This window comes from Micromonospora sp. LA-10 (assembly GCF_051853095.1).
Lineage (GTDB): Bacteria > Actinomycetota > Actinomycetes > Mycobacteriales > Micromonosporaceae > Micromonospora > Micromonospora echinospora_A.
Window position 1 is genome coordinate 972,909 of record NZ_CP195710.1, and the last position, 24,401, is coordinate 997,309.

General features: G+C 73.1%; 24 protein-coding genes. 11 read left to right on the forward strand and 13 right to left on the reverse strand.

From position 1 onward, the window contains the following. Positions 1–9: 9 nt before the first annotated feature. Both ACSDG8_RS04645 and ACSDG8_RS04650 read right to left on the reverse strand, forming a co-directional pair. Positions 10–837, reverse strand: coding sequence for a CoA-transferase subunit beta (locus ACSDG8_RS04645; RefSeq protein ID WP_247677899.1), 828 nt, complete (start codon positions 835–837; stop codon positions 10–12). Then, positions 834–1,694, reverse strand: coding sequence for a CoA transferase subunit A (locus tag ACSDG8_RS04650; protein WP_210890832.1), 861 nt, complete (start codon positions 1,692–1,694; stop codon positions 834–836). Before ACSDG8_RS04650 ends, ACSDG8_RS04645 begins: the two co-directional genes overlap by 4 nt. Positions 1,695–1,866: 172 nt before the next feature. Between ACSDG8_RS04650 and ACSDG8_RS04655 the strand changes: the two genes are divergently transcribed. Further along, on the forward strand, positions 1,867–2,628 hold the full coding sequence (locus tag ACSDG8_RS04655) for an enoyl-CoA hydratase/isomerase family protein (protein ID WP_210890830.1): 762 nt from the start codon (positions 1,867–1,869) through the stop codon (positions 2,626–2,628). A 4-nt stretch (positions 2,629–2,632) separates the two neighbouring features. Here ACSDG8_RS04655 and ACSDG8_RS04660 read toward each other — a convergent pair whose 3' ends face one another. Further along, positions 2,633–3,448: a sugar phosphate isomerase/epimerase family protein gene (locus ACSDG8_RS04660; protein WP_210890828.1), complete on the reverse strand. Its 816-nt coding sequence runs from the start codon at positions 3,446–3,448 to the stop codon at positions 2,633–2,635. A 45-nt stretch (positions 3,449–3,493) separates the two neighbouring features. Beyond that, positions 3,494–4,378, reverse strand: coding sequence for an SDR family NAD(P)-dependent oxidoreductase (locus tag ACSDG8_RS04665; protein ID WP_210890826.1), 885 nt, complete (start codon positions 4,376–4,378; stop codon positions 3,494–3,496). A 193-nt stretch (positions 4,379–4,571) separates the two neighbouring features. Here ACSDG8_RS04665 and ACSDG8_RS04670 point away from each other — a divergent pair, with 193 nt between their 5' ends. Next, the gene (locus ACSDG8_RS04670; protein ID WP_210890824.1) at positions 4,572–5,159 is read left to right on the forward strand and encodes a TetR/AcrR family transcriptional regulator; all 588 of its coding nucleotides are present in this window, start codon (positions 4,572–4,574) and stop codon (positions 5,157–5,159) included. A 100-nt stretch (positions 5,160–5,259) separates the two neighbouring features. Then, positions 5,260–6,336 carry a phosphotransferase family protein gene (locus ACSDG8_RS04675; protein ID WP_210890822.1) on the forward strand — a complete coding sequence of 359 codons (1,077 nt, stop codon included), beginning with the start codon at positions 5,260–5,262 and terminating at the stop codon, positions 6,334–6,336. Positions 6,337–6,421: 85 nt separating this feature from the next. Here ACSDG8_RS04675 and ACSDG8_RS04680 read toward each other — a convergent pair whose 3' ends face one another. Together ACSDG8_RS04680 and ACSDG8_RS04685 are read right to left on the reverse strand one after the other, a co-directional pair. After that, entirely contained in the window at positions 6,422–7,642 is a 1,221-nt protein-coding gene (locus tag ACSDG8_RS04680) for an acetyl-CoA C-acetyltransferase (RefSeq protein WP_210890820.1), read from the reverse strand. A 135-nt stretch (positions 7,643–7,777) separates the two neighbouring features. Further along, the gene (locus ACSDG8_RS04685; protein WP_210891588.1) at positions 7,778–9,382 is read right to left on the reverse strand and encodes a FadD3 family acyl-CoA ligase; all 1,605 of its coding nucleotides are present in this window, start codon (positions 9,380–9,382) and stop codon (positions 7,778–7,780) included. Positions 9,383–9,565: 183 nt separating this feature from the next. Between ACSDG8_RS04685 and ACSDG8_RS04690 the strand changes: the two genes are divergently transcribed. Both ACSDG8_RS04690 and ACSDG8_RS04695 read left to right on the forward strand, forming a co-directional pair. After that, entirely contained in the window at positions 9,566–10,717 is a 1,152-nt protein-coding gene (locus ACSDG8_RS04690) for an acetyl-CoA C-acetyltransferase (RefSeq protein WP_210890818.1), read from the forward strand. After that, on the forward strand, positions 10,717–11,523 hold the full coding sequence (locus ACSDG8_RS04695; RefSeq protein WP_210890815.1) for an SDR family oxidoreductase: 807 nt from the start codon (positions 10,717–10,719) through the stop codon (positions 11,521–11,523). Before ACSDG8_RS04690 ends, ACSDG8_RS04695 begins: the two co-directional genes overlap by 1 nt. Positions 11,524–11,617: 94 nt before the next feature. On the opposite strand, the gene ACSDG8_RS04700 is transcribed toward ACSDG8_RS04695, so the two are convergent. From ACSDG8_RS04700 to ACSDG8_RS04710, 3 genes are read right to left on the reverse strand one after another with little or no spacing between them, the layout of a single operon-like run. Next, on the reverse strand, positions 11,618–12,757 hold the full coding sequence (locus tag ACSDG8_RS04700; RefSeq protein WP_210890813.1) for an acyl-CoA dehydrogenase family protein: 1,140 nt from the start codon (positions 12,755–12,757) through the stop codon (positions 11,618–11,620). A gap of 10 nt (positions 12,758–12,767) precedes the next feature. Beyond that, positions 12,768–13,916 (reverse strand): acyl-CoA dehydrogenase family protein, encoded by a 1,149-nt coding sequence (locus ACSDG8_RS04705; RefSeq protein ID WP_210891586.1) that lies wholly within the window; start codon positions 13,914–13,916, stop codon positions 12,768–12,770. 37 nt (positions 13,917–13,953) lie between these two features. Then, on the reverse strand, positions 13,954–14,811 hold the full coding sequence (locus ACSDG8_RS04710; RefSeq protein ID WP_439427673.1) for an SDR family oxidoreductase: 858 nt from the start codon (positions 14,809–14,811) through the stop codon (positions 13,954–13,956). Between the two features lie 139 nt (positions 14,812–14,950). Between ACSDG8_RS04710 and ACSDG8_RS04715 the strand changes: the two genes are divergently transcribed. The 4 genes from ACSDG8_RS04715 to ACSDG8_RS04730 are packed head-to-tail and all read left to right on the forward strand — an operon-like array spanning position 14,951 to position 18,377. Beyond that, entirely contained in the window at positions 14,951–16,165 is a 1,215-nt protein-coding gene (locus ACSDG8_RS04715) for an MFS transporter (RefSeq protein WP_247677944.1), read from the forward strand. Positions 16,166–16,200: 35 nt separating this feature from the next. Further along, positions 16,201–17,022 carry an SDR family NAD(P)-dependent oxidoreductase gene (locus ACSDG8_RS04720; RefSeq protein WP_210890807.1) on the forward strand — a complete coding sequence of 274 codons (822 nt, stop codon included), beginning with the start codon at positions 16,201–16,203 and terminating at the stop codon, positions 17,020–17,022. Further along, entirely contained in the window at positions 17,015–17,617 is a 603-nt protein-coding gene (locus ACSDG8_RS04725) for a nuclear transport factor 2 family protein (RefSeq protein WP_439427674.1), read from the forward strand. Before ACSDG8_RS04720 ends, ACSDG8_RS04725 begins: the two co-directional genes overlap by 8 nt. Then, positions 17,610–18,377, forward strand: coding sequence for an SDR family NAD(P)-dependent oxidoreductase (locus ACSDG8_RS04730; protein ID WP_210890803.1), 768 nt, complete (start codon positions 17,610–17,612; stop codon positions 18,375–18,377). Before ACSDG8_RS04725 ends, ACSDG8_RS04730 begins: the two co-directional genes overlap by 8 nt. A 36-nt stretch (positions 18,378–18,413) precedes the next feature. Here ACSDG8_RS04730 and ACSDG8_RS04735 read toward each other — a convergent pair whose 3' ends face one another. Together ACSDG8_RS04735 and ACSDG8_RS04740 are read right to left on the reverse strand one after the other, a co-directional pair. Then, positions 18,414–19,220: an SDR family NAD(P)-dependent oxidoreductase gene (locus tag ACSDG8_RS04735; RefSeq protein WP_439427675.1), complete on the reverse strand. Its 807-nt coding sequence runs from the start codon at positions 19,218–19,220 to the stop codon at positions 18,414–18,416. Next, positions 19,217–19,957: a hypothetical protein gene (locus ACSDG8_RS04740; RefSeq protein WP_439427676.1), complete on the reverse strand. Its 741-nt coding sequence runs from the start codon at positions 19,955–19,957 to the stop codon at positions 19,217–19,219. Before ACSDG8_RS04740 ends, ACSDG8_RS04735 begins: the two co-directional genes overlap by 4 nt. Before the next feature lie 209 nt (positions 19,958–20,166). Between ACSDG8_RS04740 and ACSDG8_RS04745 the strand changes: the two genes are divergently transcribed. Both ACSDG8_RS04745 and ACSDG8_RS04750 read left to right on the forward strand, forming a co-directional pair. Continuing rightward, positions 20,167–21,432 carry an FAS1-like dehydratase domain-containing protein gene (locus ACSDG8_RS04745; RefSeq protein ID WP_439427677.1) on the forward strand — a complete coding sequence of 422 codons (1,266 nt, stop codon included), beginning with the start codon at positions 20,167–20,169 and terminating at the stop codon, positions 21,430–21,432. 10 nt (positions 21,433–21,442) lie between these two features. After that, positions 21,443–22,396 carry a quinone oxidoreductase family protein gene (locus ACSDG8_RS04750; RefSeq protein WP_439427678.1) on the forward strand — a complete coding sequence of 318 codons (954 nt, stop codon included), beginning with the start codon at positions 21,443–21,445 and terminating at the stop codon, positions 22,394–22,396. A 5-nt stretch (positions 22,397–22,401) separates the two neighbouring features. Here ACSDG8_RS04750 and ACSDG8_RS04755 read toward each other — a convergent pair whose 3' ends face one another. Then, complete coding sequence (locus tag ACSDG8_RS04755; RefSeq protein ID WP_439427679.1) at positions 22,402–22,932, reverse strand: nitroreductase/quinone reductase family protein; 531 nt, start codon at positions 22,930–22,932, stop codon at positions 22,402–22,404. Next, positions 22,929–24,398, reverse strand: a complete 1,470-nt coding sequence (locus ACSDG8_RS04760) for an MmgE/PrpD family protein (RefSeq protein WP_439427680.1) — start codon at positions 24,396–24,398, stop codon at positions 22,929–22,931. The genes ACSDG8_RS04755 and ACSDG8_RS04760 overlap by 4 nt, the downstream gene beginning before the upstream one ends. Positions 24,399–24,401: the final 3 nt, after the last annotated feature.

Consider the following 24,401-nt stretch of genomic DNA (forward strand, 5'->3'; position numbering starts at 1 on the left):
GGCCCTGGCTCATGCCGGGATCTCGCGGTCGCGCAGTGAGCGGGGGTCGATGACCTCGCGGATGAGGCGCAGTTCCTCGGCGCTCGGCTCGCGGGTGGCCGGCACCTCCCCCTCGATGTGCACGGCACAGCCGGTGGCCGCGCGGAACTCGTCGAGCGTGACGCCGGGGTGCAGGCTGAGCAGGCGCATCGTGCCGTCGGGGCCGCCGAAGTCGAGGACCGCGAGGTTGGTGACGACGCGCCGCAGGTCGTGGTGCGCGCTCGCGGCCGGGCCGGCGGCCCGGGCGCTGTCGGTGCCGACGCCGGAGATCATGTCGACGGTCGCGACGAAGCTGCGCGTGGAGTGGTTGGGCACCCAGTAGCTGGTCGGGTGGTAGATGCTGTTGCCGGGGGCGCCGCGCACGCCGAGCAGCTGGACCTTGGGCCGGGCGTAGTCGCCGATGGCCGAGATGTTGGTGTTGCCGTGCCCGTCGATCTGGACCGGGATCATCATGACGTGCCGCTTGCCGTGCCAGACGAGGTCGAAGATGGTGCGGAACGGGCTCCAGCCCTCGATGACGACGCCCTCGGTGGCGTGCGGGTCCGCGCCGATCTCCCAGGAGCCGGAGACGAAGTGGGCCTCGCCGTCGGTGAGCAGCAGGTCGGGGGCGACGGTGAGCCGGGCGAGGCGGACGCCGATGGCCGGGATCGTGCCGAAGGCGCTGGCGATGGACTCGCCGTCGCCGGCGAACGTGTCCGCCACGGCGACCGCGCAGTACTCGGCGCGGGTCACCGGCGCGTCGGCGGTGGTGGCGCTGCCCGTGGACTGGTGCACGGACTCGGTGCCGGCGCTGCTCATGCGACCTCCTCGGCTCGGGCGGCGACGGCCGCCTGGTAGTCATCTTCGGTACCGGACAGGTACCGCTTCTCGAACTTGGCCCAGGCCTGCGGGTCGCCGGCGGCCTTGGCGTACTCACGCTGGAAGGCCTCGTCGCGCTCGTAGTCGGGGGCGCAGGAGGTGAAGTGCGCGCCGTTCGGGGTCTCGACGACGCCGGCGACGAGCTGGCGGTTGATCTTGATGGTCGCCGAGTGCCCGGCGGCGCTCAGCTCGGCCGTGGGCACGATCCGCTCGCAGGACATGAAGGCCTGGTCGGCGGCGAGGCAGTAGAGGTCGTCGAAGTACGGGTCGGGCCCGAGGAACTGGCCGTTGCCCTGGGCGTCGGCGCGGTTCATGTGCACGAGGGCCGCGTCGAGGCGCAGCGGCGGCATCGCCACGAGCTGCTCGGTGCCGTACGGGTCCTGCACGAGCTTGAGGTCGGGGTTGTGCTTCAGGACGTCCGACCCGAGCCCGGCGCGGGTCGGCAGGAAGGGCAGGCGGATGCCGGCGGCGTAGAGCCCCCACTGGAGCATGCCCTCGTCGTACTCGGCGACCTCGACGGCGCCGTTCTGCCGCGCGGCGCGGAAGTGCGGGTCGAGGGCGATGCTGTCGAGGGAGACGAAACCGAAGACGACCTTCCGGACCTTGCCCGCGGCGCAGAGCAGCCCGACGTCCGGCCCGCCGTAGCTGACGACGGTCAGGTCCTTGAGGTCGGACCGCAGGATCTCGCGGACGAGGGCCATGGGCTTGCGCCGTGAGCCCCAGCCCCCGATGCCGATGGTCATCCCGGAATCGAGCCGCGACACGACGTCGCGGGCTGTCAGAGTCTTGTCGGCCATGTGTCCCTCATCATTGCGTCTGTCGGAGCACTGCCCGACGGCTGGTGAGCAGCGCAAAGGGCGAGTCGCGTGCCGAGCCTCCGCGGCCGGGTCGCCATGTAGCAAGCGCTTGGTTGGTACCCTAACAGCCACAGGGAGAGGGTCAAGACCCTGTTGCGAAGGAGGACGAAAGATGGACACCGTGGTGCAAGAGCGCGTCGGCGCGGTGGGAGTCATCAGGATCAATCGGCCGCAGGTACGCAACGCCCTCGACCCCGACACCCTCCTGGCGATGACCGACGCCCTGCTCGGCTACGACGCGGACCCGGGCGTACGCGCGGTCGTGCTCACCGGCACCGGCGAGTTGTCCTTCAGCGCGGGGATGGACCTGCGCGCCGCGGCCGAGGGGCGCCTGGTCGACGTGACCCGCAGCCCGCTGACGCTGCTGCGCGGCGGCTACCGCAAGCCGGTCATCGCCGCGGTCAACGGGCCCGCCGTCGGCGGCGGCTTCGAACTCGCCCTCGCCTGCGACCTCGTCGTCGCGGCCGAGCACGCCTACTTCGCACTGCCCGAGGTGGGGCGCGGCATCGCCGCCACCGAAGGCGGCACCGACCTGCCCCGTCGCGTGCCGGTCGCCGTAGCCCTGGAACTCGGGCTGACTGCCGAACCGCTTCCCGCGGCCCGCGCCCACCAGCTGGGCCTGGTCAACGCCGTGGTCCCCGCCGACGAGGTCCTTTTGCGCGCGCTCCAGCTGGGCGCCCGGATCGCGACCCACTCCCCCGCGGCGGTACGGGCGACCAAGCGGCTCATGCACCTGAGCCTGGACCCCCGCGTGGGCGACCTCGCCGCGGTCAACCGGCTCGCGACCCTCGAACTGCTCGCCGGGCCCGATGCCGCCGAGGGCGCGGCCGCGTTCGTCGCCAAGCGCGCGCCGCGGTGGGCGGACGCGCCCTGAGCGCTCAGGGACGCGCCACCGCGATCTGCTCGCGCGTCCACGTTACCGAACGGGTCACCGCCGGCTCGGCGCCCTCGGCCTCGATGGCCGGGCCGATCAACTCGACGTCGACGATGCCGGTGTAGCCGGCCCGCAGCACGCTCGCCAGCAGACCGGCCATCGGCAGGTCGCCGTCGCCGGGCACCCACCGGTTCGGGAAGGTCGAGGTGCCGACCCGGAAGTCGGACACCTGCAGCAACTCGACCTGACCAACCCGATCGCGGACGAGGTCGGTCAGGCCCCGCTCCTGCCAGCAGCAGTAGAGGTCGAGGCAGATGCCGATGCCGCAGAGGTCGGCCAGGGCGAGCGCGTCCCGCGCGGTGTGGGTGAAGCTGAGGTCGCACTTGACCGGCAGGGTGTTCTCCACACCCAGGCGCACCCCGTGTTCGCGGGCGGTGGCCACGACCGGAGCGATCCGCTCGGCGAACCGGCCGGCCGCCTCCTCCCACGTCAGGTGCGCCGAGGGGCCCGAGGTGAGGTAGACGAGGTCGGCGCCGAGCCTGCGGGCGTCGATGACGCCTTCCTGCAACGCCGCGACCTGCTGCGCCCAGCCCGACTCGTCGTCCGGATGGGCGGTGAAGCTGTGCACGAGATAGCCGAGCCGTACGTCGTGCCGGGCGAGCAGGTCGCCGAGAGCCGCCACGCCGAAGGAGGCGGCCTTGCTGCGCTGCAGGCCGACGAGGTCGGTACCGGTACGCCGGTACATCGCGATCTCCTCGGGCAGGTCCCAGGACATCGCGGCCATGCCGCTGACGCAGACCGGGTTGGTCGTGACGGACATCGGGCTCCTGTCGGCTCGGCGGTCGTCCGGGGATCGGACGCCGGGTCAGTCGAGGTATTCGATGCGCGCCCGGCGCACCCCGAGGGGCGCCAGGTGCGGCCGCAGCCGCGCCGTGACGGCCTCGGCCATGCGCTCCGGGGTCCACGCCGCCTGCCGCAGCACGGGCTCGGCGAGCGCCGGCTGGGTCGTCAGCATGAGTTCGGGGCCGTAGGAGCGCAGCACCTGGCCGGTCAGCTCGACGCTGAGGTCGGAGAGCAGGTAGAGCAGCAGCGGCACGTTGGCCTCGGGCGCGATCCCCGCGTTCTGCCCGCTCGGTACGCCGCGGAACTGCGCGAGGACCTCCGCCATCTGAGTCTGGGCGTTCGGGGAGATCGCGTTGACGCGGATCCCGGCCTCGGCGAGTTCGGCCGCCCACGCGTAGGTGAGCGTGGCGATCGCGGCCTTCGTCGCCCCGTACACGGCGGTCTCGGCGCGGCCCATCTGCTCGCCCGAGGTGACGTTGACCAGGACCCCGTGACCCTGGGTACGCATCACCGCGACAGCGGCGTTTCCCCAGGCGACGGCGCCGAGCACGTTGACCTCGAGCATCCGGCGCACAGTGGCCTCGGACTCGGCGCCGGCGCGGGCCATGGCGAAGACGCCGGCGTTGTTGACGAGGCCGTCGAGCCTGCCGTGCTCGGCGAGGCAGTCACGCACGATGTCGTGCGCGCTCGCCCAGTCCGCGACGTCGGCGACCCTGGTCGAGCCCCGGCCGTCAGCCGCGGCGAGCTGCCCGCTGAGCCGCTGCAGTCCCTCCGCGTCGACGTCGACGGCGACCACGTGGGCCCCGGCCGCGGCGATGCCGCGCGCGTATGCCGCCCCCAACCCGTTGGCGGCACCGGTGACGAGGACGACGCGGCCGGCGAGCGAGCCGGTCTTCGGGTCGGACATCGGGCAACCCCTCTCGCCGGCCGGGCTCCGCAGCGCGGGCTCCGGCAACCGAACGAGCGCTTGGTTGGCTGCACCATAGGCATTTCGTGACCCCCCGGTCAAGGGAGGCTGGCTTTATCATGCTGAAGGCATCGAAGTGATATAAAGCAAGCGCTTGACCAACACATATGCTCGAGGAACCGGGAGCACCCATATGTCGACGACCCAGGACCGACGCTCGGTCATCCTCGACAACGCCGCGCACCTGTTCGCAGCCAAGGGAATCGATGCCACGACGGTCCGCGAGATCGCCGACTCGGTCGGCATCCTCTCCGGCAGCCTCTACCACCACTTCAAGTCCAAGGACGAAATGGTCAACGCGATCATCTCGGACTACCTGACCGACCTGACCCACCGCTACGGCGAAGTCCTGGCGTCCGAGGAGAAGCCGGCGACCCAGTTGCGCAAGCTCGTCACGAGTTCCCTGGCCAACATCGAGGCCCACCCGCACGCGACCGAGATATACCAGAACTCGAGCGGCTACCTGCCCAAGATCGAGGGCTACGAGCACATCCGCGAAGCGGCCGCCATGATCCAGCGGGCCTGGATCCAGGTGCTCGAGGCCGGTATCGCCACCGGCGACTTCCGCACCGACATCCCGGTACGCGTGCTGCACGGCATGCTGCGCGACGCACTGTGGCTCTCGGTCCGCTGGTTCAAGCCGACCCCGTCGTACTCCATGGCGAACTTCGCCGACGACTTCGTCTCGGTGTTCCTCGACGGAATCCTCGCCCACGACTGAGCGCGGGCCGCCCGCGTCCGGGTGTCCGGACGGTGACCGGCGCGGCATGCCGAAACAACCAAGCGCTTGCTAGGGTGACGCCTGAAGAGGAGGCGCACCCATGACGGCAGCAGGTCACGCCCGGACAGGTCCGGCCCCGATCGACACCACCCGGCACGCCGGGCTCCCGGCGGGCGTCGACGCCTGGCTCGGCCGCGCGGTGCCCGAGTTGCAGGGGAACCTGCGGCACGAGGTCATCGCCGGAGGGCGCTCCAACCTGACCTACCGGACCACCGACGCGGCCGGCCACGTCGTCGTGCTGCGCCGCCCACCGCTCGGAAACCACCCGGCCACCGCGCACGACGTCCTGCGCGAGGCGCGGATCCTGCGCGGTCTGCACGGCCACCTCCCAGTGCCGCGGGTGCTCGCCGTCGAGGAGACGGGCGAGGTGGCCGGCGCCCCTCTCGTCGTACTCGAGCACCTCGACGGCGTGATCCTGCGCAGCCCCGCCGACGTCGAGCGGCTCACCACCGAGGCCGACCGCGCGCTCATCGGCCCCACGCTCGTCGACGCTCTCGTGGCCCTGCACCGGCTCGCCCCGGAGGTCATCGGGCTGGGGGGTCTGGCCCGCCGCCGTGACTACATCACCCGGCAGCTCGGGCGCTGGCACGAGAACTGGCAGCGGAGCAGGATCCGCGACCTGCCCGATCTGCAGACCGCGCACGAGCATCTCGTGGCCGCGGCGCCCGAGCAGTCCCGCTCGGGGATCGTGCACGGCGACTTCCGGCTCGACAACTGCATGCTCGACTCGCGGTGGCGGGTCCAGGGCGTACTCGACTGGGAGCTGACGACTGTCGGAGACCCGTTGGCCGACGTCGGCCAACTGCTCGTCTACTGGGCGCAGGCCGACGACCCGGCCCGCGCGCTGTACGACCCGGCCACGGTCCTGCCCGGCTTCTCGAACCGGGACGAACTACTCTCCCGGTACTGCCTCGCGACCGGCACCGATCCGGCGCGGATCGACTACTTCGTCGCCTACAACTGGTGGAAGACCGCGTGCATCCTTGAGGGCGTGTACACCAGGATCACGCAGGGCGCGATGAGCGGCGGCGACCGCACCGCGGCCTCGTTCGCCGCGCAGTCGGCGGCCGTCGCCGGCCGGACGGCGACCCTCGCGGCGGCGCTGCGCCGGCACTGACCCTCGCCCGACCGACCCACTCGGCGTGGTGGCATGAGCCAGGGGCCGACGTCCCCGGTCGAACCGGGGACGTCGGCACACCCGCCTAGGACAGCCGCTCGATGACCATCGCCATGCCCTGCCCACCGGCAGTGCACATCGTCTCCAGGCCGAACTGGCCGTCGCGGGCCCGCAGCCCGTTGATGAGCGTCGTCGTCATCCGCGCTCCGGTCTGACCGAACGGGTGGCCCAGGGCGATCGCGCCACCGTGGACGTTCACCCGCTCGGGGTTGGCCTTGAGGTCCGAGATGGAGGGGACCACCTGAGCGGCGAACGCCTCGTTGAGCTCGACGAGATCGATGTCGGCCATCGAGAGCCCGGCCAGCGCGAGGGCCCGCCTCGACGCCTCGACCGGGCCGAGACCCATGATCTCCGGCGAGATCGCCGAGACGCCCGTGGACACGATCCGGGCCAGCGGCGTGACGCCGAGTTCGGCAGCCTTGCGGCTGGACATGATGATGAGCGCGGCTGCGCCGTCGTTGAGCGGGCAGCAGTTGCCCGCTGTCACCGTACCGTCGGGCCGGAAGGCCGGTTTGAGGCCGGACAGCGACTCGGCCGTCACGCCGGCGCGAGGGCAGTCGTCGGTGGCCACGACGGTGCCGTCGGCGAGGGTCACCGGCGTGATGTCGGTGGCGAAGAAGCCCGACTCGATCGCGGCCCGGGCCCGCTGCTGGCTCGTGGCAGCCCACTCGTCCTGCTCGGCGCGGCTCACACCGCGGTGGCTCGCGACGTTCTCGGCGGTCTCGCCCATCGCGATGTAGACGTCGGGCAGCTCGTTCGCGTCGCGTGGGTCGGTCCACGGGCCGGCGCCACCCCGCCCGCGGGCGGCGGTGCGCTCCCCCGCCGCCGCGAAGATCGGATTCTTCGTGTCCGGCATGCCGTCGGACTTGCCGGCGGCGAAGTGCGAGACGACCTCGACCCCGGCGGAGACGAGCACGTCCGCCTCACCGGCGCGGATGGCGTGCAGCGCCATCCTGGTCGTCTGCAGGCTCGACGCGCAGTAACGCTGCACCGTCGTGCCGGGGACCCGGTCGAGCCCGAGCTCGACCGCTACGACGCGCCCGAGGCCCCAGCCCTGCTCGCCGGCCGGCTGCGCGCAGCCGAGCATGAGGTCGTCGATCTGGGCCGGGTCGAGCGCCGGCACCTGGGCCAGGGCCGCCTGGACCATCTGGGTGGCCAGGTCGTCGGCCCGCATCGAGGCCAACGACCCCTTGAAGGCCCGGCCGATCGGCGAGCGCGCCGCGGCGACGATGACTGCGTCCTGCATGGAGTCCTCCGGTTCTCGGGCTGGCGCCCGTGACGGCGGTGCCGTCGGTGTCAGATCTGGTCGGGGCGTCGGGCCTGCCCGCACGAAGCGCCTTCGCGGGCCGCATCCCGGTGACGGGGCCCGCGAGCGCCGGGCTCACCCGGTGAGCTTGAACTTCTGGATCTTTCCGCTCGCGGTTCGGGGCAGCGCCGGAACGACGGTGAAGCTGCGCGGGCGCTTGAAGTTGGCCAGCCGCTCCCGGCACCACGCCTCGAGCTCGTCGACGAGCGCCGACTCGTCCCCGCTCCAGGCGGGAACGGTCTGCACGAAGGCGCTGCCGACCTCGCCCATCCGCGCGTCGGGGACCCCGACGACCGCGACGTCGAAGACGGCGGGATGCTCGGACAGCACGCGCTCGACCTCGGCGGGGTAGACGTTGAAGCCCCCGACCATGTAGACGTCCTTGATCCGGTCGGTGATGCGCAGGTAGCCGTCCTCGTCGACCCAGCCGACGTCACCGGTGTGCAGCCAGCCGTCCTCGTCGATGGCCTGCGCCGTGGCGTCCGGGTCCTCGAAGTAGCCCGCCATCACGTTGTAACCACGCACGAGAATCTCGCCCGACTCACCGGCCGGCAGCGCCTGTCCGTCGAGGCCGGCGATCCGCAACTCGGTGCCCGGGATCGCCCGCCCGCAGCTGGTCGAGATCCGCTCGAGGCCGGCGTCGGGCGGGCACACGGTCGCGGTGCCGCACGTCTCGGTCAGCCCGTAGGCGGTGATGACGTCGCGGAAGCCGAGTTCTTCGCGCATCCGGCGCAGCAGCGGCACCGGCACGATCGTGGCCCCGGTGACGGCCAGGCGTACCGAGCTGAGGTCGTATGTGCCGAGGTCGGGGTGTTCGAGCAGGGAGGTGTAAACGGTGGGCGCGCCCGGGAAGACCGTGACCCGTTCCTGCTCGATGAGACGCAGCACGGTCTCGACGGAGAACACGGCGACCGGGATGATGGTGGCGCGCATGAGGAGGCTGGCCAGGATGCCGGCCCGGTAGCCGAAGCTGTGGAAGAACGGGTTGACCATGAGATAGCGGTCGCCTCGCCGCAGCCCGACGAGGCGGGCCCACTCCCTGTCGACGCGCAGGTTCGAGGCGTGCGAGACCATCGCGCCCTTGGGGTAGCCGGTGGTGCCGGAGGTGAACAGGATGTCGGCCACGCTCTCCGGGGCGAGGGCGGCGATCCGTGCGTCGACGACTCCGGGGTCGACCCGGTCGGCCAGCGCGGTGAAGGCCGCCAGGGACCACACGCCGTCATCGGTCTGCTCGCGGCCGGTGGCGGACAGGTCGACGACGGTACGCACCGAGGGCAGCAGCGGCACGGGGCGGCCGGCGGCCGGCGGCGGCCCGTCACCGCGCAGCGCGGCCAGGTAGTGGACGTCCAGGAAGGCGTCGTCGAGGACGACCATCGTGGCCCGGACCTTGGCGATGACGGACCGCGCCTCCTCACCCCGGAAGCGGGTGTTGACGGGGCACAGCACGCCCCCCGCGGCCAGCACGCCGAGGGCGCTGACGACCCAGTCGGCACTGTTCGGAGCCCAGACGATGACGCGGTCCCCCGGCTCGAGACCGTGCGCGACCGCGGCCCGCGCGAACCGGGTGACGGCCGCGTCGAGTTCGGCGAAGGTCATCCGCACGTCCCCGTCGACCAGGGCCTCAAGCTCGGCGGCGTCCTGCGCGGCCTGCCGCAGCAGGGCGGGGATCGTGGTCAACACGTCACTCACGCACATCTCCTCACGCGGAGCCGGTCACTTGTTTGGAACGAAGCACAGACTACCAACCAAGCGCTTGCTAGACTAGCGGTGGCAACGCCGGCGACCAGCGTCAGCGAGCCACGCCGACTCAACCGATCCGACCTCCGGCACCGACCGGTGAGGCATGTGAAGGAAGGAAACCCGGTGGCAGAGGCATACATCGTGGACGCCGTCCGCACCCCCGTCACGCGACGCGGCGGCGCGCTCGCCGACATCCACTCCGCCGACCTGGGCGCCGCCGCGCTCACCAGCCTCATGAGTTCCTCGGGGGTCGACCCCGACGCCGTCGAGGACGTCGTGTTCGGCTGCGTCGACACCATCGGCCCGCAGGCCGGTGACATCGCCCGCACCGCCTGGCTCGCCGCCGGGCTCCCCCAGCACGTACCCGGCGTCACGGTGGACCGGCAGTGCGGGTCGAGCCAGCAGGCGGTGCACTTCGCCGCCCAGGCCGTCATGGCCGGAGTCAACGACGTCGTCGTCGCCGGGGGCGTGCAGAACATGAGCGCCATCCCCATCTCCGCCGCGATGCTCACCGGCCGGCAGTACGGCTTCGACGACCCCTTCTCCGGGTCCACCGGCTGGCGCAAGCGCTACGGCGACGAGCAGATCTCGCAGTTCCGCTCGGCCGAGATGATCGCCGAGAAGTGGGGCGTCAGCCGGGAGGACATGGAGCGCTTCGCCCTGCGCAGCCACGAGCGGGCCCTGCGGGCCATCGCCGAGGGCCGCTTCAGCCGCGAGATCCGCGCCGTCGGCGACGTCGACACCGACACCTGCCCGCGCGCCGACACGAGCCTGGAGAAGATGGCCGGCCTCGACCCGCTGACCCCGGGCGGCCGGGTCACCGCCGCCGTGGCGAGCCAGATCTGCGACGGCGCGGCCGCCCTGCTCGTCATGAGCGAGCAGGCCGTGGCCGAGCACGGGGTGACCCCGCGCGCCCGGATCCACCACCTGTCGGTACGCGCCGACGACCCGGTGCTGATGCTCACCGCCCCCATCCCCGCCACCGCCCACGCGCTCAAGCGCACCGGGCTGTCGATCGACGACATCGATCTGTTCGAGATCAACGAGGCGTTCGCCTCGGTCGTGCTCGCCTGGCTCAAGGAGACGGGAGCCGACCCGGAGCGGGTCAACGTCAACGGCGGCGCGATCGCCCTGGGCCACCCGCTCGGCGCCACCGGCGCCCGGCTGATGACCACCCTGCTGCACGAGCTCGAGCGCACCGGCGGCCGCTACGGCCTGCAGGTGATGTGCGAGGGCGGCGGCCAGGCCAACGTCACGATCATCGAGAGGCTCTGATGACCCAGTCCCCCACGACGCCCGGCGGCGTCGACCTGACCGGCCAGGTCGCCGTCGTCACCGGAGGCACCCGTGGCATCGGCGCCGAGATCACCCGCGCCTTCCTCAAGGCCGGGGCGCGGGTGATCGTGTGCGGCCGCAGCGAGCCCGAGCAACTGCCCGAGATCGACGGACGCACGCCCGTCTTCGTCCAGTCCGACGTACGCGATCCCGAGCAGGCCAAGGCACTCGTCGCCGCGGCGGTGGACCGGTTCGGCCGGCTCGACATCCTGGTCAACAACGCCGGCGGCGCACCGAGCGCCGACACCGCGACGGTGTCCCCCCGCTTCGTCTCGGCGGTCGTCACGCTCAACCTGCTCGCCCCGTTCTACGTCGCCCAGCAGGCCAACGAGGTCATGCAGCGTCAGGGCAGCGGCACGATCATCAACATCGGCTCGGTCGCCGGAGCCAACCCGGCCCCGGACACCGCCGCGTACGCCGCGGCGAAGGCGGGCCTGACGATGCTGACCCGGTGCCTCGGGCTCGACTTCGCGCCCGCCGTACGGGTCAACCAGGTGACCGTGGGTCTCGTACAGACCGAGCTGTCGCATCTCTACTACGGCGACGAGGCGGGGCAGGATCGCGTGGCGCGGACGATCCCCATGCGGCGGATGGCGACCCCGGCCGACATCGCCGCGGCCTGCCTGTTGCTCGTCTCGCCGCTGTCCGCCTACGTCACGGGCACGGAGATCGTCATCGACGGTGGTGGGGAGATCCCGTCGCGGCACCTGGCCGCCCAGCCGCCCGGCGCCGGTCCGCTCGGCTGAGCGCGCGGGGCATGTACGGCGGAGGGGCCGCACCGGTTCGGTGCGGCCCCTCCGTCATTTCCGCTCCTGCCGGCCGTGGACTCCGGCGGCCGGCTCAGAGGCCGGCGAGCGCTGCCACCTCGGCGCGGACCGCCGCCGGAGAACCGGCCAGCAGCTGGGTCGACTTGCCGCGCTTGAAGAACAGGTGCGCGTGGTGCTCGAAGGTGAACCCGATACCGCCGTGCAACTGGATCGCCTCGGCGGCGACGGTCATCAGCGTGTCGGCGCACACGAGCTTGGCCAGTGCCGCGTCGTGCGATCGGGTGGCGGCCCCGGTGCGTAGCGTCGTGACGAGGTGGTCAGCCGTGGCCCGCGCCCCGGCGACCGTGACGGCGAGGTCGGCGCAGCGGTGCTTGAGGGCCTGGAACGACCCGATCGGGCGGCCGAACTGCTCCCGGACCTTGAGGTAGTCGACGGTGAGGTCGAGGCAGGCGCGGGCGGCGGCCGCCGATTCCAGCGCGAGCATCGCGCGCACGTGGTCCAGCAGCACCCGGGCCCCCTCGCCGCCGGGGGCGTCGACCCGAATGGCGGCGGCCCTGCGCAGGCGCACAGTGCTCAGCCGCCGGGTCTGGTCGAGCGTCATGTGCGTCCGCACGTCCACCCCGTCGGCGGCCAGGTCCACGGCGTAGACGCCGGGCTCACCACCTTCGTTCCGGGCGGTGACGAGAACGACCCGGGCGGCCTCGGCCCCGGCGACGAGGGTCTTCGTCCCGGTCAGCGCCCACTCGTCCCCGGCGCCGGTGGCCCGGGTGGCGGTCTGTCCGGGATCCCAGCCCGCGCCGTCCTCGGCGAGCGCGACGGCCAGGGTCAGCTGCTCGTCCACGACGCGTGCCAGCAGGGGCTCGGCGCTCGGGCCGAGGGCGCGGGCGGCGAGGATCGCGGTGAGGCTCGTCGCGAGCGCGCCCGGCACGAGCCGGGCCCCGAGTTCCTCGATGACGGCGGTCGCGGCGGGCACGTCGAGGCCGAGCCCGCCGAGGTGCTCCGGTACGACGAGGCCGAGCAGGCCCAGCTCGGCCGTGAGCAGGTCGTGCAGTTTCGGGTCCCAGCCCTGCTCCCCGACCATGACCTCGTGGGTTCGGCGCAGATCGGCCTGCCCGTCGAGCACCTCGGCCACGGAGGCACGGATCTCTGCGAGATCCGCCTCCGTCTGCGACGTCTCGGCCACGGCACGAGGCTCGGCGTGCGATCCGGTCATCGTCCTCACCTCATCGGGGCAGGCCGAGCAGGCGCTCGGCGATGATGTTGCGCTGGATCTCGTTCGAACCGCCGTAAATCGTGTTGGCGCGGCTGAACAGGAAGTGGGTCTGGGCGTCGTCCAGCTCGTACCCGGGCCCGGTGAGCAGCGCCCCGGCCCCCTCGACGTCGACCGCGAGCTCGCCCAGCGAGCGGTTCCACGTGGCCCACTGGAGCTTGGAGATCGACGCCTCCAGGCCGGACAGCCCGTCACCGGCGGACGCGAGCAGCCGCACCGCCGAGTGCCGCATCACCTCGAGCCCGATGTAGGCGTCGACGAGGCGGTCACGCAGCGCCGGCTCCTGCCAGGCGCCGTTGGAGTGGGCCCGGGCGATGACGGCGTCGAGGCGCCGGCGGAAGCCGATCTGCTGGCCGAGGGTGGACACGCCGCGCTCGAAGCCCAGGGTGCCCATGGCGACCTTCCAGCCCTCGCCCTCGGCGCCGACGCGGTGCTCGACGGCCGCGACGGCCTCGTCGAAGAAGACCTCGTTGAACTCGCTCGTGCCGGTCAGCTGGGTGATCGGACGCACCGTCACTCCGGGCTGGTCCATCGGCACCAGCAGGTAGGACAGCCCGGCGTGGCGGGTCGAGCCGGGGTCGGTGCGGCACAGCACGAAGCACCAGTCGGCCAGGTGCGCGAGCGAGGTCCACACCTTCTGCCCGGTGATGACGTAGTGGTCGCCCCGGCGCTCGGCGCGGGTGCGCACCCCGGCGAGGTCCGAGCCCGCGCCGGGCTCGGAGTAGCCCTGGCACCAGATGTCCTCGCCGCTGGTGATGCGGGGCAGGAAGCGTGCCTTCTGCTCCGGCGTGCCGAAGGCGAGCAGGGTCGGGCCGAGCAGCTGCTCGGACATGTGCCCGAGCCGGCCGGGTGCGCCGGCGCGGGCGTACTCCTCGTGGAAGATGACCTGCTGGGCGAGGGTCGCGGGGCGTCCGCCGTACTCGGTGGGCCAGGACAGGCCGATCCAGCCGGCCCGGCCCAGGTGGCGCTCCCACTCGCGGCGCAGCTCGTGCGCCTCGTGCTCGCGTCCCTCGCCGCCGGTGCCGACCGCCTCGGCGAACGGCCCGGTGAGGGCCTCCTGGAGCCAGCCGCGGATCTCGGCCCGGAACTGCTCGTCGCTCACCGGCACGCCGGTGGCCCGCGCTGCGTCAGCACCCATGTCAGGCACCGTAGACGGGGATCGGCGGCTCGGAGCGGGCGATGAGGTCGGCGACCACGTCGGTGAGCTCCTCCGGCTCCCACCGCGCGCCCTTGCTGGCGGCCAGTCCGTGGCGCCAGCCGTCGGCGAGCGAGACCTCGCCGCCGGCGACCTCGAAGACGGCGCCGCTGACGGCCTGCGCGGCGTCGGAGCCGAGCCAGACCACGAGGGGGGAGACGTTGGCCGGATCCATCGCGTCGAAGCCCGCCTCGGGGGCGGCCATCGCCTCGGCGAAGACGGCCTCGGTCATCGGGGTACGGGCCGAGGGGGCGATCGCGTTGACGACGATGCCGTAGCGGGCCCACTCGGCGGCCGCGATCTGGGTCAGGGCGGCGATCCCGGCCTTGGCGGCGCCGTAGTTGCCCTGTCCGACGCTGCCCATGAGCCCGGCGCCGGAGGACGTGTTGACCACGCGCGCGGCGATCCGGCGGCCGGCCTTGGCGGCGTCGCGCCAGTAGGCGGCGGCGTGGCGCATCGGGACGAAGTGTCCCTTGAGGTCGACCCGCAGGACGAGGTCCCACTCCTGCTCGCTCATGTTGACCAGCATCCGGTCGCGGTTGATGCCGGCGTTGTTGACGAGGGTGTGCAGCTCGCCGAAGGTCTCGACCGTCTCGCGTACGAGCCGCTCACCGTAGGCCCAGTCGCTGACGTCGCCGGCGCTGACGACCGCGCGACCGCCCAGTGCGCGGATCTCGTCGACGACGGCCTGGGCCGCCTCCCGGCTGCTCTCGATGTCGTTGACGACGACGTTCGCGCCCTGCCGGGCGAACTCGAGGGCGTGGACCCGGCCCAGTCCCTGTCCGGCACCGGTCACGATCACCGTTCGTCCTGCGCAGAAGCCGCTCACGGCACGCCCTTTCACTCGAGGTACGGGAAGAAAACCACACTCGACACTAGCGATGCAAGCAAGCGCTTGGTAGGGTCCCCGAAACGACAGAAGGATGGCGAAAGACGTGAAAATGTTCTCGGCCCTGCAATTCCGAGACTTCCGCTTCGTACTCCTGACCCTGGTGTTGTCCCAGGCCGGCTACTGGGGCTGCAACATCGCCTTCCAGTCGGTGCTCATCGAGAGCAACGCCACCCCGGCGACGATGGGGGCGCTCTTCTTCTGCCTGCTCGTGCCGTTCACGCTCTTCTCCATCCCGGCCGGGGTGCTGGCCGACGCCGTCGACCGGCGGCGGCTGCAGATCGGCGTGCTCCTGGCGACCACAGTCCTGGCCGGGGTCTGCGCGGCGACCATCGCGGCCAGCATCGTCGCCCTGCCCGTGATGCTCGGGCTCGCCTTCCTTGCCGGCACCGGAATCAGCTTCCTGTCCCCTGTGACCCAGGCCCTGGTGGCCAACACCGTCCCGGCCGAGGCGCTCGGCCACGCCGTACCGATCCAGGCCGCCGGGCTCAACCTCGCCCGCGCGATCGGCCCCGCGGTCGCCGGGCTGATCCTCGTGGCCTGGGGACCGCTGGGCACGTTCGTGATGTACGCGACGCTCACCCTCGCCGCGGCCGCCGCCGCGCTCGCGGTCCGCACCCGTCGCGTCCGGCCGACCGTCCCGGTGGCCCGCGAGAGCCTGACCGCGCAGGTCCGCGCGGGGATCCGGCACGCCCGCGAGCGCCCCCCGGCCGCGCTCTGCCTCGTCATCGTCGCGGTCAACGCGTTCTTCGGCTGCGCCTTCACCACCCAGCTCCCCGTCCGGGCGGCCGCGACCTCGGACAACCCGGACCCGGTCTTCCCCATGCTCGTGGCCCTGACCGGGCTGGGCTCGCTCCTCGGGATCCTCGTCGTGGCCCGCCTCTCCGAGCGTATCGCCACCGTGTGGCACGCCGCGCTCACCCTCGTTCTGCTCGGCCTGAGCAACGCCCTGCTCGGGGCCGCCACGACGGTGCCCGTGCTCGCGGCGGCCGCGCTGCTGTGCGGCATGTTCAGCATCGGCGCCATGGTGATCCTGCAGACGGTGGTCCAGAAGGTCGTCGACGACGCGCAGCGCGGCCGGGTGATGAGCCTCTACTTCCTCGGCTGGGGTGGCATGCCGTTCGGCGCCCTCCTGCTCGGCGGGCTGAGCACGTGGTTCGGCTCCAGCGCCGCCTTCATGCTGTACGCCGCCGCGTGCCTGGCCACGGCCGCCACGGTGCTCGTGTGGCTGCGTCGCGGACGCGCCGACCCCCTCCCCGCGACCTGACTCTCCCGGCCCTCCCACTTCCTCAGGAGTTCGTCGTGACCGACCAGTCCTCCCCGACCGCACCCCCGGCGGCGCTGCCCGTGCCCGCCGACTTCGTCCACCGCGCCGGTGTCGCGCTCGTCACCGGCGGCACCGGCGGCCTCGGCCGGGTCATCGCCCGCGAACTGGCGCGCCGGGGTTCGACGGTGGCGATCACCTACCGCAGCGACGCCGCGGCCGCCCGGCAGGTGCTCGACGAGCTGCCGCCCGTCGCGTCCGGCACGCACTCGGCGCACCACCTCGATCTCACCGACGCCGAGGCCACCGCCGCGCTCGTGGCCGAGCTCACCGCAGGCCCCGGGCCGCTGCACACGGTCGTGCACGCGGCCGGACCGCACGTGCCCATGCGGCACCTGTCCACAGTGCGTACCGAGCAGTTCGCCACGCAGGTGGCCAACGACGCGACCGCCTTCTTCACGCTGGTCTCGGCCTGTCTCCCGGCCCTGCGCCAGAGCCGTGGCAACGTCGTGGCGATCACGACCGCGGCGACGACGCGCTACCCCGCCCGGGACGGCCTATCCGCCGCGCCGAAGGCGGCGGTCGAGGCGCTCGTACGGGCCTTCGCCAACGAGGAGGGCCGCTTCGGCATCCGGTTCAACAGCGTCGGGCCGGGCATGCTCACCGACGGGATGGCCGAGCGGCTGATCTCCTCGGGGGACCTCGACGAACGCGCCCTGGCCGTCGCCCGGTCCTCGACTCCGCTGCGGCGCTTCGGCAGCGCCCTCGACATCGCCGAGGCCGCCTGCTTCCTGGCCAGCGACCGGGCCGGCTTCATCTCCGGGCAGAAGCTCGACGTCGACGGAGGCTTCGGTGTCTGACCCGTCGCGCTCCCTCCCGGCCGGCCCGGTCGAGCTGCACGCGCTGCTCGCCGAGCGGGCCATCGAGCGGGCCCTGCTGCGCTACGCGCGAGGGATCGACCGCATGGACCGGGACCTGGCCGCGAGCGCCTTCCACCCGGACGCCCGGATCACCCTCGGCGGGACCGTGGCCGAACGGGACGCGACGCTGGACATGGTCTTCGCGCTCGTGGCGCGGCGCACCATGACGATGCACTACCTGACGAACATCCTGGTCGAGCTGGACCCGACCGACCCGGACCGGGCCCGGGCCGAGACGTACGGCATCGCGTTGCAGCGCAGCACGTCCGAGCCGCCGCGCGGCAACATCATCAGCGGGTTCCGTTACGTCGACCTCGTCACCCGGCGCGCGGGCGAGTGGCGGGTGCAGGAACGTCTCACCGTCTCGGAGTGGCAGCGGGTCGACGACCTCGCCGGCCAGTGGCCGATCCCCGAGGCGTCGCTGCGCGGAGCCCGCGACGCGTCCGACCCGATCAGCCGCCCGTGGCCGCCCGGCGGTCCGGCTGCGGAGGCCGGGCCGGACCCGGACAGCGACCCCGGGCGCCCCCATGAGTGACCCGCGGCCGGCGGCCGGCGCGGGCGCGCCACGGCTCGGCTTCCGCACGGGCGACGTCGTCGTCGTGACCGGGGCCGGCAGCGGGATCGGAGCGGCGACCGCGGCGGCCGCCGCCGCGCAAGGGCTCGTGGTGTCCGCGTGGGACCGCGACGCCGCCGCCCTCACGGCGGTGAGCGCCGCCGTCCGCGCGGCGGGCGGGGTGGTCGACCCCCACGTGGTCGACGTCGCCGACGAGGCGGCCGTGCGCGCGGCCCTCGCCGGGACCTGCTCGGCGTACGGGCCGGTGCGCCACCTCGTCAACAACGCCGGCCCGTCCTCGGCGACCGAGCTCGACTTCGACCACGCCGTGCGGCTGTGTGTCGGCAGCGTGCGGTCGGTGACCCGGGCCTGGCTCGAACAGGCCCCGCCCGGGGCGACCCTCGTGAACACCGCTTCGGTCGCCGGCAACGTCGTGGGCACCGCCTCCGACTGGTACAGCGCGGCGAAGGCCGCGATCGTCGGCTACACCCGGCACCTGGCCGCGCACCGGGCCGACGCCGTACGGGCCAACGCGGTCGCCCCCGGCATGGTGGACACCCCGAGGCTGCGGGGCTTCGCCGGGTCTCCGACGGGGCAGTCCGTGCTGGCCCGGGTGCCGAGCCACCGGATGGCCACGCCGGACGAGATCGCCTGGCCGATCCTCTTCCTGCTCTCGCCGCTGGCCTCGTACGTCAACGGGGCGCTGCTCGTCGTCGACGGCGGGTGGACCGTCACGCAGTGAGCGGAAGCCTCCGCACGGGCCACCGGGCTCGGGTGGTCAGCGCGGGTCGGGGCCCGGCCCGCCGAGCATCGCCCGCATCCCGCCGTGGTTGCCGGCGACGAGTGCGGCCCGGTCCGGGCCGGAGCGCCGCGCGGCGACCTCGGCCTGCTGGCGCACGACGTGTACCGGGCCGGAGCCCAGGGCCGCCAGCCCTTGGGCGGCGACGTCGGCCGGGTCGGCCGCGCCGGTCAGGTCGAGGCCGGCGCGCTCCATGGCGGGGGTGGCCGTGAGCCCCAGCACCAGGTGCAGCACGTCGACACCGACCTGTCCCAGTTCGAGCCACAGTCCCTCGGTGAAGATCCGGGTGAAGGCCTTGGCGGCGGCGTAGACACCGATGTCGGCGTGGCCGAGGTAGCCGGCCGAGGAGCCGACGACGAGGATGCCGCCGCGGCCGCGTGCGGCGAGCCGGGCGCCGAGCTCCCGGCAGAGTTCGAGCGGGCGGGTGACGTTGAGATCGATGACGGCCCGGACCCGGGCGAGGTCCGCCTCGACGAAGCGGCTGCGGTAGGTGTTCGCGCCGGCGTTGAGGACGAGCAGGCCGAGGTCGAGGTCGGCGACCGCCTCGACGATCCGGGCGGTCGCGTCCGCGTCGAGCAGGTCCAGGGCGAGCACGCGGCACGGGACCCCGTGCGCCCGGACCCGGTCGGCGGCCTCCCCGAGCGGCGCGGGCTTGCGGGCGACGAGCACGATGCCGAGACCGGCCCGGGCCAGCTGCTCGGCGAACGCGGCGCCGACCCCCTCGGAACCGCCGACGACCAGGGCCCAGGGCCCGTAGCGCCCGAGCAGGCCGGTGGCCTCGGTCATGCCCCGCGGTCCGGCGCCGGGGCGGCCTCGTCGAACCAGTCCCACTCCCAGGGCGTAATGGTGGCCAGGGGCCCGGTGAACAGCGGGGTGGCCGTGCCGGCGAGCGCCGCGGGCGGGGCCACCAGCGGGTCCGCGGACAGGGCCCGCGTGAACTCGACCGGGTCGGCTTCGAGGTAGGTGAGCCGGATCCGCACGACGGGTCCGTCGGGACGGCTGCGGCTCGGGGCGCTACGGAAGGTCCACACGCCCGCGACGCCGTCGCGCGCGAGCAGGTCGGGCACCTGGGTCTCGTGCTCGAACCGGGACAGGTCGGCCACGTCGGGGCGCTGGGACGTCTCGACCTGGCTCACCTCGACGTACACCCCGCGGTGGGGCCGGAACGGCAGCGCGGCGAGGGTGACGAGGGCCCGGGGGGCGACGTGGCCCTGGACCGGCCGGAACATGCGGGTCATCGGCCGTTCGGTCCAGGCCAGCTCCGGACGCCGGCCCTGGTGGATCGCCCGGTCGCCGAGATCCTTCCACTCGGCGACCGAGTCCGCGGCCGGCTCGGCGAACCAGTACATCGCCATGTACTGGCTGCCGGCGAGGGCGGGATCAGGGTAGCTGCCGAGCCGCTCGCACGCGGGGGTACGCACCCAGCGGTCGCCGTGCACGACGCCGGGCAGGGCGAGGTTCTCGGGGCGGTGGTCGAGCTGATGCCACGCGTTGTAGTCGCGATGGCGGGCGGGGTCGGTCACCTTCGGAAACGAGAAGAAGGCTCGGGTGGCTGTCGCTGGGGTGCTCGGGAGCATCTCGGCCCTCTTCGCGGGTCGGGGCGCTGGTGACGCACGATCGGTCCGGTGTCGCCGCCGGGCGCGGCCGGTGTTATGAGCCTTGACCCTAGGGCAGCGCCCTCATATGGTCAAGCAAGCGCTTGGTTGACACCGTTGTCCGCAAGAGGAGCCCCATGACCGGCAGTGACGCGGATTTCCGCGCCCGACTCGACGCTCTGATCGGCCTCACCGACCCGCCCCGCCGGGCCAAGGACGCGATCACCGAGGCGGCCATCCGCATCTGGTGCGACGCCGTCGGCGACGAGAACCCCGCGTACCAGGACCCACAGTGGGCCACCCGCTCCGTCTGGGGCGGCATCGTGGCCCCGGCGACCTCGCTGAACATGTGGACCCTGCCCGGCAACAGGCGCAGTCACCGCCACGCCGAGAGCCTCGACCGGGTCAACGAAGTCCTCGCCACGCGCGGGTTCACCTCGGTGGCCGCGGTGCAGACGGAGCACACCTACGTACGCCCGCTGCGCCCCGGCGACCACCTGGAACAGTTCCCCTCCATCGGCGCGGTCTCCCCCGAGAAGTCCACCCGGCTCGGCCGGGGCCACTTCGTCGACCTCGTCAGCGACTACCGCACCGTCGAGGGCGAGCCGGTCGGGCGCGTCGTCCTGCGGATGCTCCGCTGGAACCCGGCGACCCGGACCGAGAGCGCGGCGACATCAGGGGACCGCCTCGCCCGCCCCGTACGCCCGGTCGCCGCCGCCCCGGTCGACCCGCCGCCCGCCGGCACCACCGGCACCCTGACCGCGCACCTGCAACCCGGCTACGCGGCCGCACCCCTCGACGAGCGCCCCTACCTCGTCGGCAGCGCCGAACTCGCCGACGGGACCCGCTTCAGCGGAGACGTCGTGTACCTGCGCCCCGACCTCGTGCACGACGGCATGCCGGTCGTCGTGGCGCACCAGCGCACCCGCGACGGACAGGTCCTGCCGGTGCTCACCGCGCCCCGGCCCGAGCGCCGCACGAGCACCCGCACCGGGGCCGAGGTGAGCATCGGGCAACGCCTCGCCCCCTGGCCGATCCCCGTCACCCAGCTGTCCATCGCGGCGCTGGCGACCGCGACCTTCGACTTCAACGACGTGCACCTCGACCGCGACGCAGCAGTCGAACGAGGCGCCCGCGACGTCTACATGAACATCCTCGGCTCCAGTGCCCTGGTCAACTGCTACCTCACCGACTGGGCCGGACCGGAGGCCCGCGTCGTCGACTTCCGCACCCGCCTCGCCGCGCAGAACCACCCCGGCGACACCTGCACCCTCGACGGCGTCGTCACCGGCCTGAAGCCGGCGCACGAGACATCCGGCGAAACGCTCGTCACCGTCGACGTCCGCGGCGCCAACAGCCTCGGCGACCACGTCATCGCCTCCGCCACCATCGCCCTGCCCTGAGAGGAATCGCGTGCTCGCCAGCTACGTCGTCGACTCCGGATCCCCCGACAGCCTGCGTCTCGGCCGGCTCGAGGCCCCGGCGCCCGGCCCCGGTCACGTGCTCGTGCGGGTCCAGGCGGCCAGCCTGGACCGGGTCGACACCTACATCCGTCGCGGCACCCACGGAATGGCGGTCACCGGCCCCACGATCCTCGGCCGGGACGTCGCCGGCACCGTCGTGCGGACCGGTCCCGGCGTCACCGGCTTCACTCCCGGCGACGCGGTCGTCGGGCTGACCACCGGCACCCACGCCGAGCTCGCCGTCGTCCCGGCCACACACTGCTTCCCGCGACCGGCCGCGCTCGACGCCGTCAGCGCCGCGGCGGTGCCCACCGCCGGACGCACCGCCTACGACGCGGTCGTCAACCTCGCCGGCGTACGCCCCGGCGAACGGGTCCTCGTCGTCGCCGCCGCGGGCGCCGTCGGCACCTTCGCCGTCCAGTACGCCCACCACCTGGGCGCGCGCGTCTTCGGCACCAGTGCCCCGGCGAAGGCCGACGCGGTACGCGCCCTCGGCGCTCTCGACGTCGTGGACCACTACCGCCCCGACGTCGTCGAGTCCCTGCGTGCCGCCCTGCCCGGCGGCGAGGTCGACGTCATCGTCGAGTCGGTCGGCGGCACCCTCTGGTCCGACGTGCTCAAGGTCCTCGCCCCCGGCGGCCGGCTGGTCACCTGCGGCGTCACCGCCGACAGCCACGCCCACCTGCACCTGGGTCGCCTCATGGTCAAGGGCTGGACGCTGCGCGGCATCGGCCGGCCCGGGCCCGAGGCGGTGGCACGCCAGCTACGCGAGGCCCTCACCCTCTCCGCCGTCACCGCCGCCCCAGCGGTCGCCGCGACGTACCCGCTCGAGCAGGCAGCGGTCGCGCACGACCGGCTGGAGGCGTCCGAGTTCGTCGGGCGGATCGTCCTCACGACCGGCTGAGCCGCTCAGGTGAGCGACTCCCCCGAGACGGCGGTCAGGACGACGAGCGGGATCTGCCGCCCGAAGCCCGCAGCCCGTTCGGCGTAGCGTCCCACGTTCGGCTTGCGCGCCACGACGTGCGCGAACAGCTCCGGGTCGCGCTCGCCGTCGGTCACCCGCGCCCGGACCGGGATCGTCCTGCGCCGCAGCACGATCCAGCAGAGTTCGTGATGACGCGCGTTGACCACCCAGGCCGGGTCCTTGGGGCCGCCGCCCTTGGAGCCGACGACCACCAGATCCTTCCCGTACGGCACGTAGGGCAGCGCCGCGTCGCGCAGCTCGGCGGAACGCCGGCCCACAGTCGTCAGCAGCAGCGTGGGGTTGTACGGGAACCGGCCCGCCAGCGCGTACTGCAACGACACGAGCGAGAACCCGGTCCGTCGCACGAGAAACCGGTCGAACGCCATCCCGCGCGGCCCGCGGATGACGATCAGCCACGACCGCCCGTACGAGGCGAACGACCTCGTCTCCGCGCCGATCCGGTCCGGTCGGCTCATCGCGCACGCGCCAGCAGCGGGGACAGCGTCTCGGCGACGTCGGCGACGTCGTCGATGCCCCGGACCACCTCGACGAGCCGCTCCTGCGTGCCCGCGTCGAGGATCCCGTCGCAGAACGAGGCCAGCTTGCCGGCCACGAAGTCCCAGTCCGCCCGCGTCGTGTCGTCCCACGGGTCGCCCTGGGCGAAGTCCGACTCGACGACGTACTCCCGGCCACCGGCCCGGATCGTCAGCGCGCCCCGGGTCCGGCGGATCTGGCCGCCCGGGTGTTCCCGGAGGTCGGCCTCCCACTCCGCGTCGAGCACCGGGTCGGGCGCCGTCGTGATCCGGCGCGCCAGGTCCCACACGGCCGGGTCGGCCAGTCGTTCGGGGTCGTACCACTGCGGCCCCGGGGCGTGCCCGAGCAGCGCCAGCGCCGCGGCGTACGGCATGTTGAAGGCGCCGTCCAGCGGCGCGGCGACCGTGTCCGGGATCGCCGGGGCCGGCTCCCGGAACTGCAACGTCCGGTAGGCCGCCGGGCTCAGCCGGATCTCCATCGACTCGATCTGCGACACCGGCACCCCGTGGGTGCTCGGGAACGCGCGGATCGCGTCGAGCGCCGCGTGGGTGAAACGGCACGTCGGGTACGGCTTGAGCGACGTCTCGCTGATCCACCACTTCGAACCCAGCCCGGCGACCATCTCGTGCCGCTCGCCGCCGAGGAAGCCCATCGCCTCGATGAAGCCCGGGGTGCGGTCCAGCACGTCCAGGTCGCCGGTGTAGCCCTCCTCGGCCAGCGCCGCGCCGAGCATCCCGGCGTGCGCGATCGCGCCGTACGGGCCGTACTTGAACGCGTTGAACGAGCGCCGCTCGGCCATGTAGGAGTTCTTCGCCGGCGGGGCCAGCCAGGCGACCAGGCCCAGCGCGTGGGCCAGCCGCTCCGGCTCCCAGCCGCCGACGACAGCGCATGCCGCGGCCGTACCCATCGAGGCGTACCCGTGCGACGACAGCGGCGACCAGCGGAACTGGCCGTCCTCGAAGGCCATGAGCGAGGTCGACAGGTTCAGCCGCGCGTTGATCTCGAAGGCGATGATGCTCGCGCGCAGCAGGCTCGCCCCGTCGGCGTGCAGCCGCTCGGCCTCCGCCAGCCCGGCCGCGACGCCGAACACCGCGAAGTGCGCCGAGTTGAAGAAGGTGTCGTCCGCGTCCAGCGCGTTCATCATGTCCGCGTTGGCGTGCGCGGCGTTGATCGCCGCGACCCGCTGCTCCAGCCCGAACACCGTCGCCTCGGCCGGGCCGCCGAACCGGGCGGCGACCTGCTGGACCATGCGGCTGCGCCGCAGCCGCACCGCCGCCAGCCCGCAGACGAGCGAGTCGAGCAGGACGAGCTTGCCGTAGTCGCGTACCGACTCGGGGATCTCCTCGTCGCGCGTCGTCGCGAACTGCGCCAGCAGTTGCGTCCGGGTCGGTCCCGTCGTACCGGTCACCGT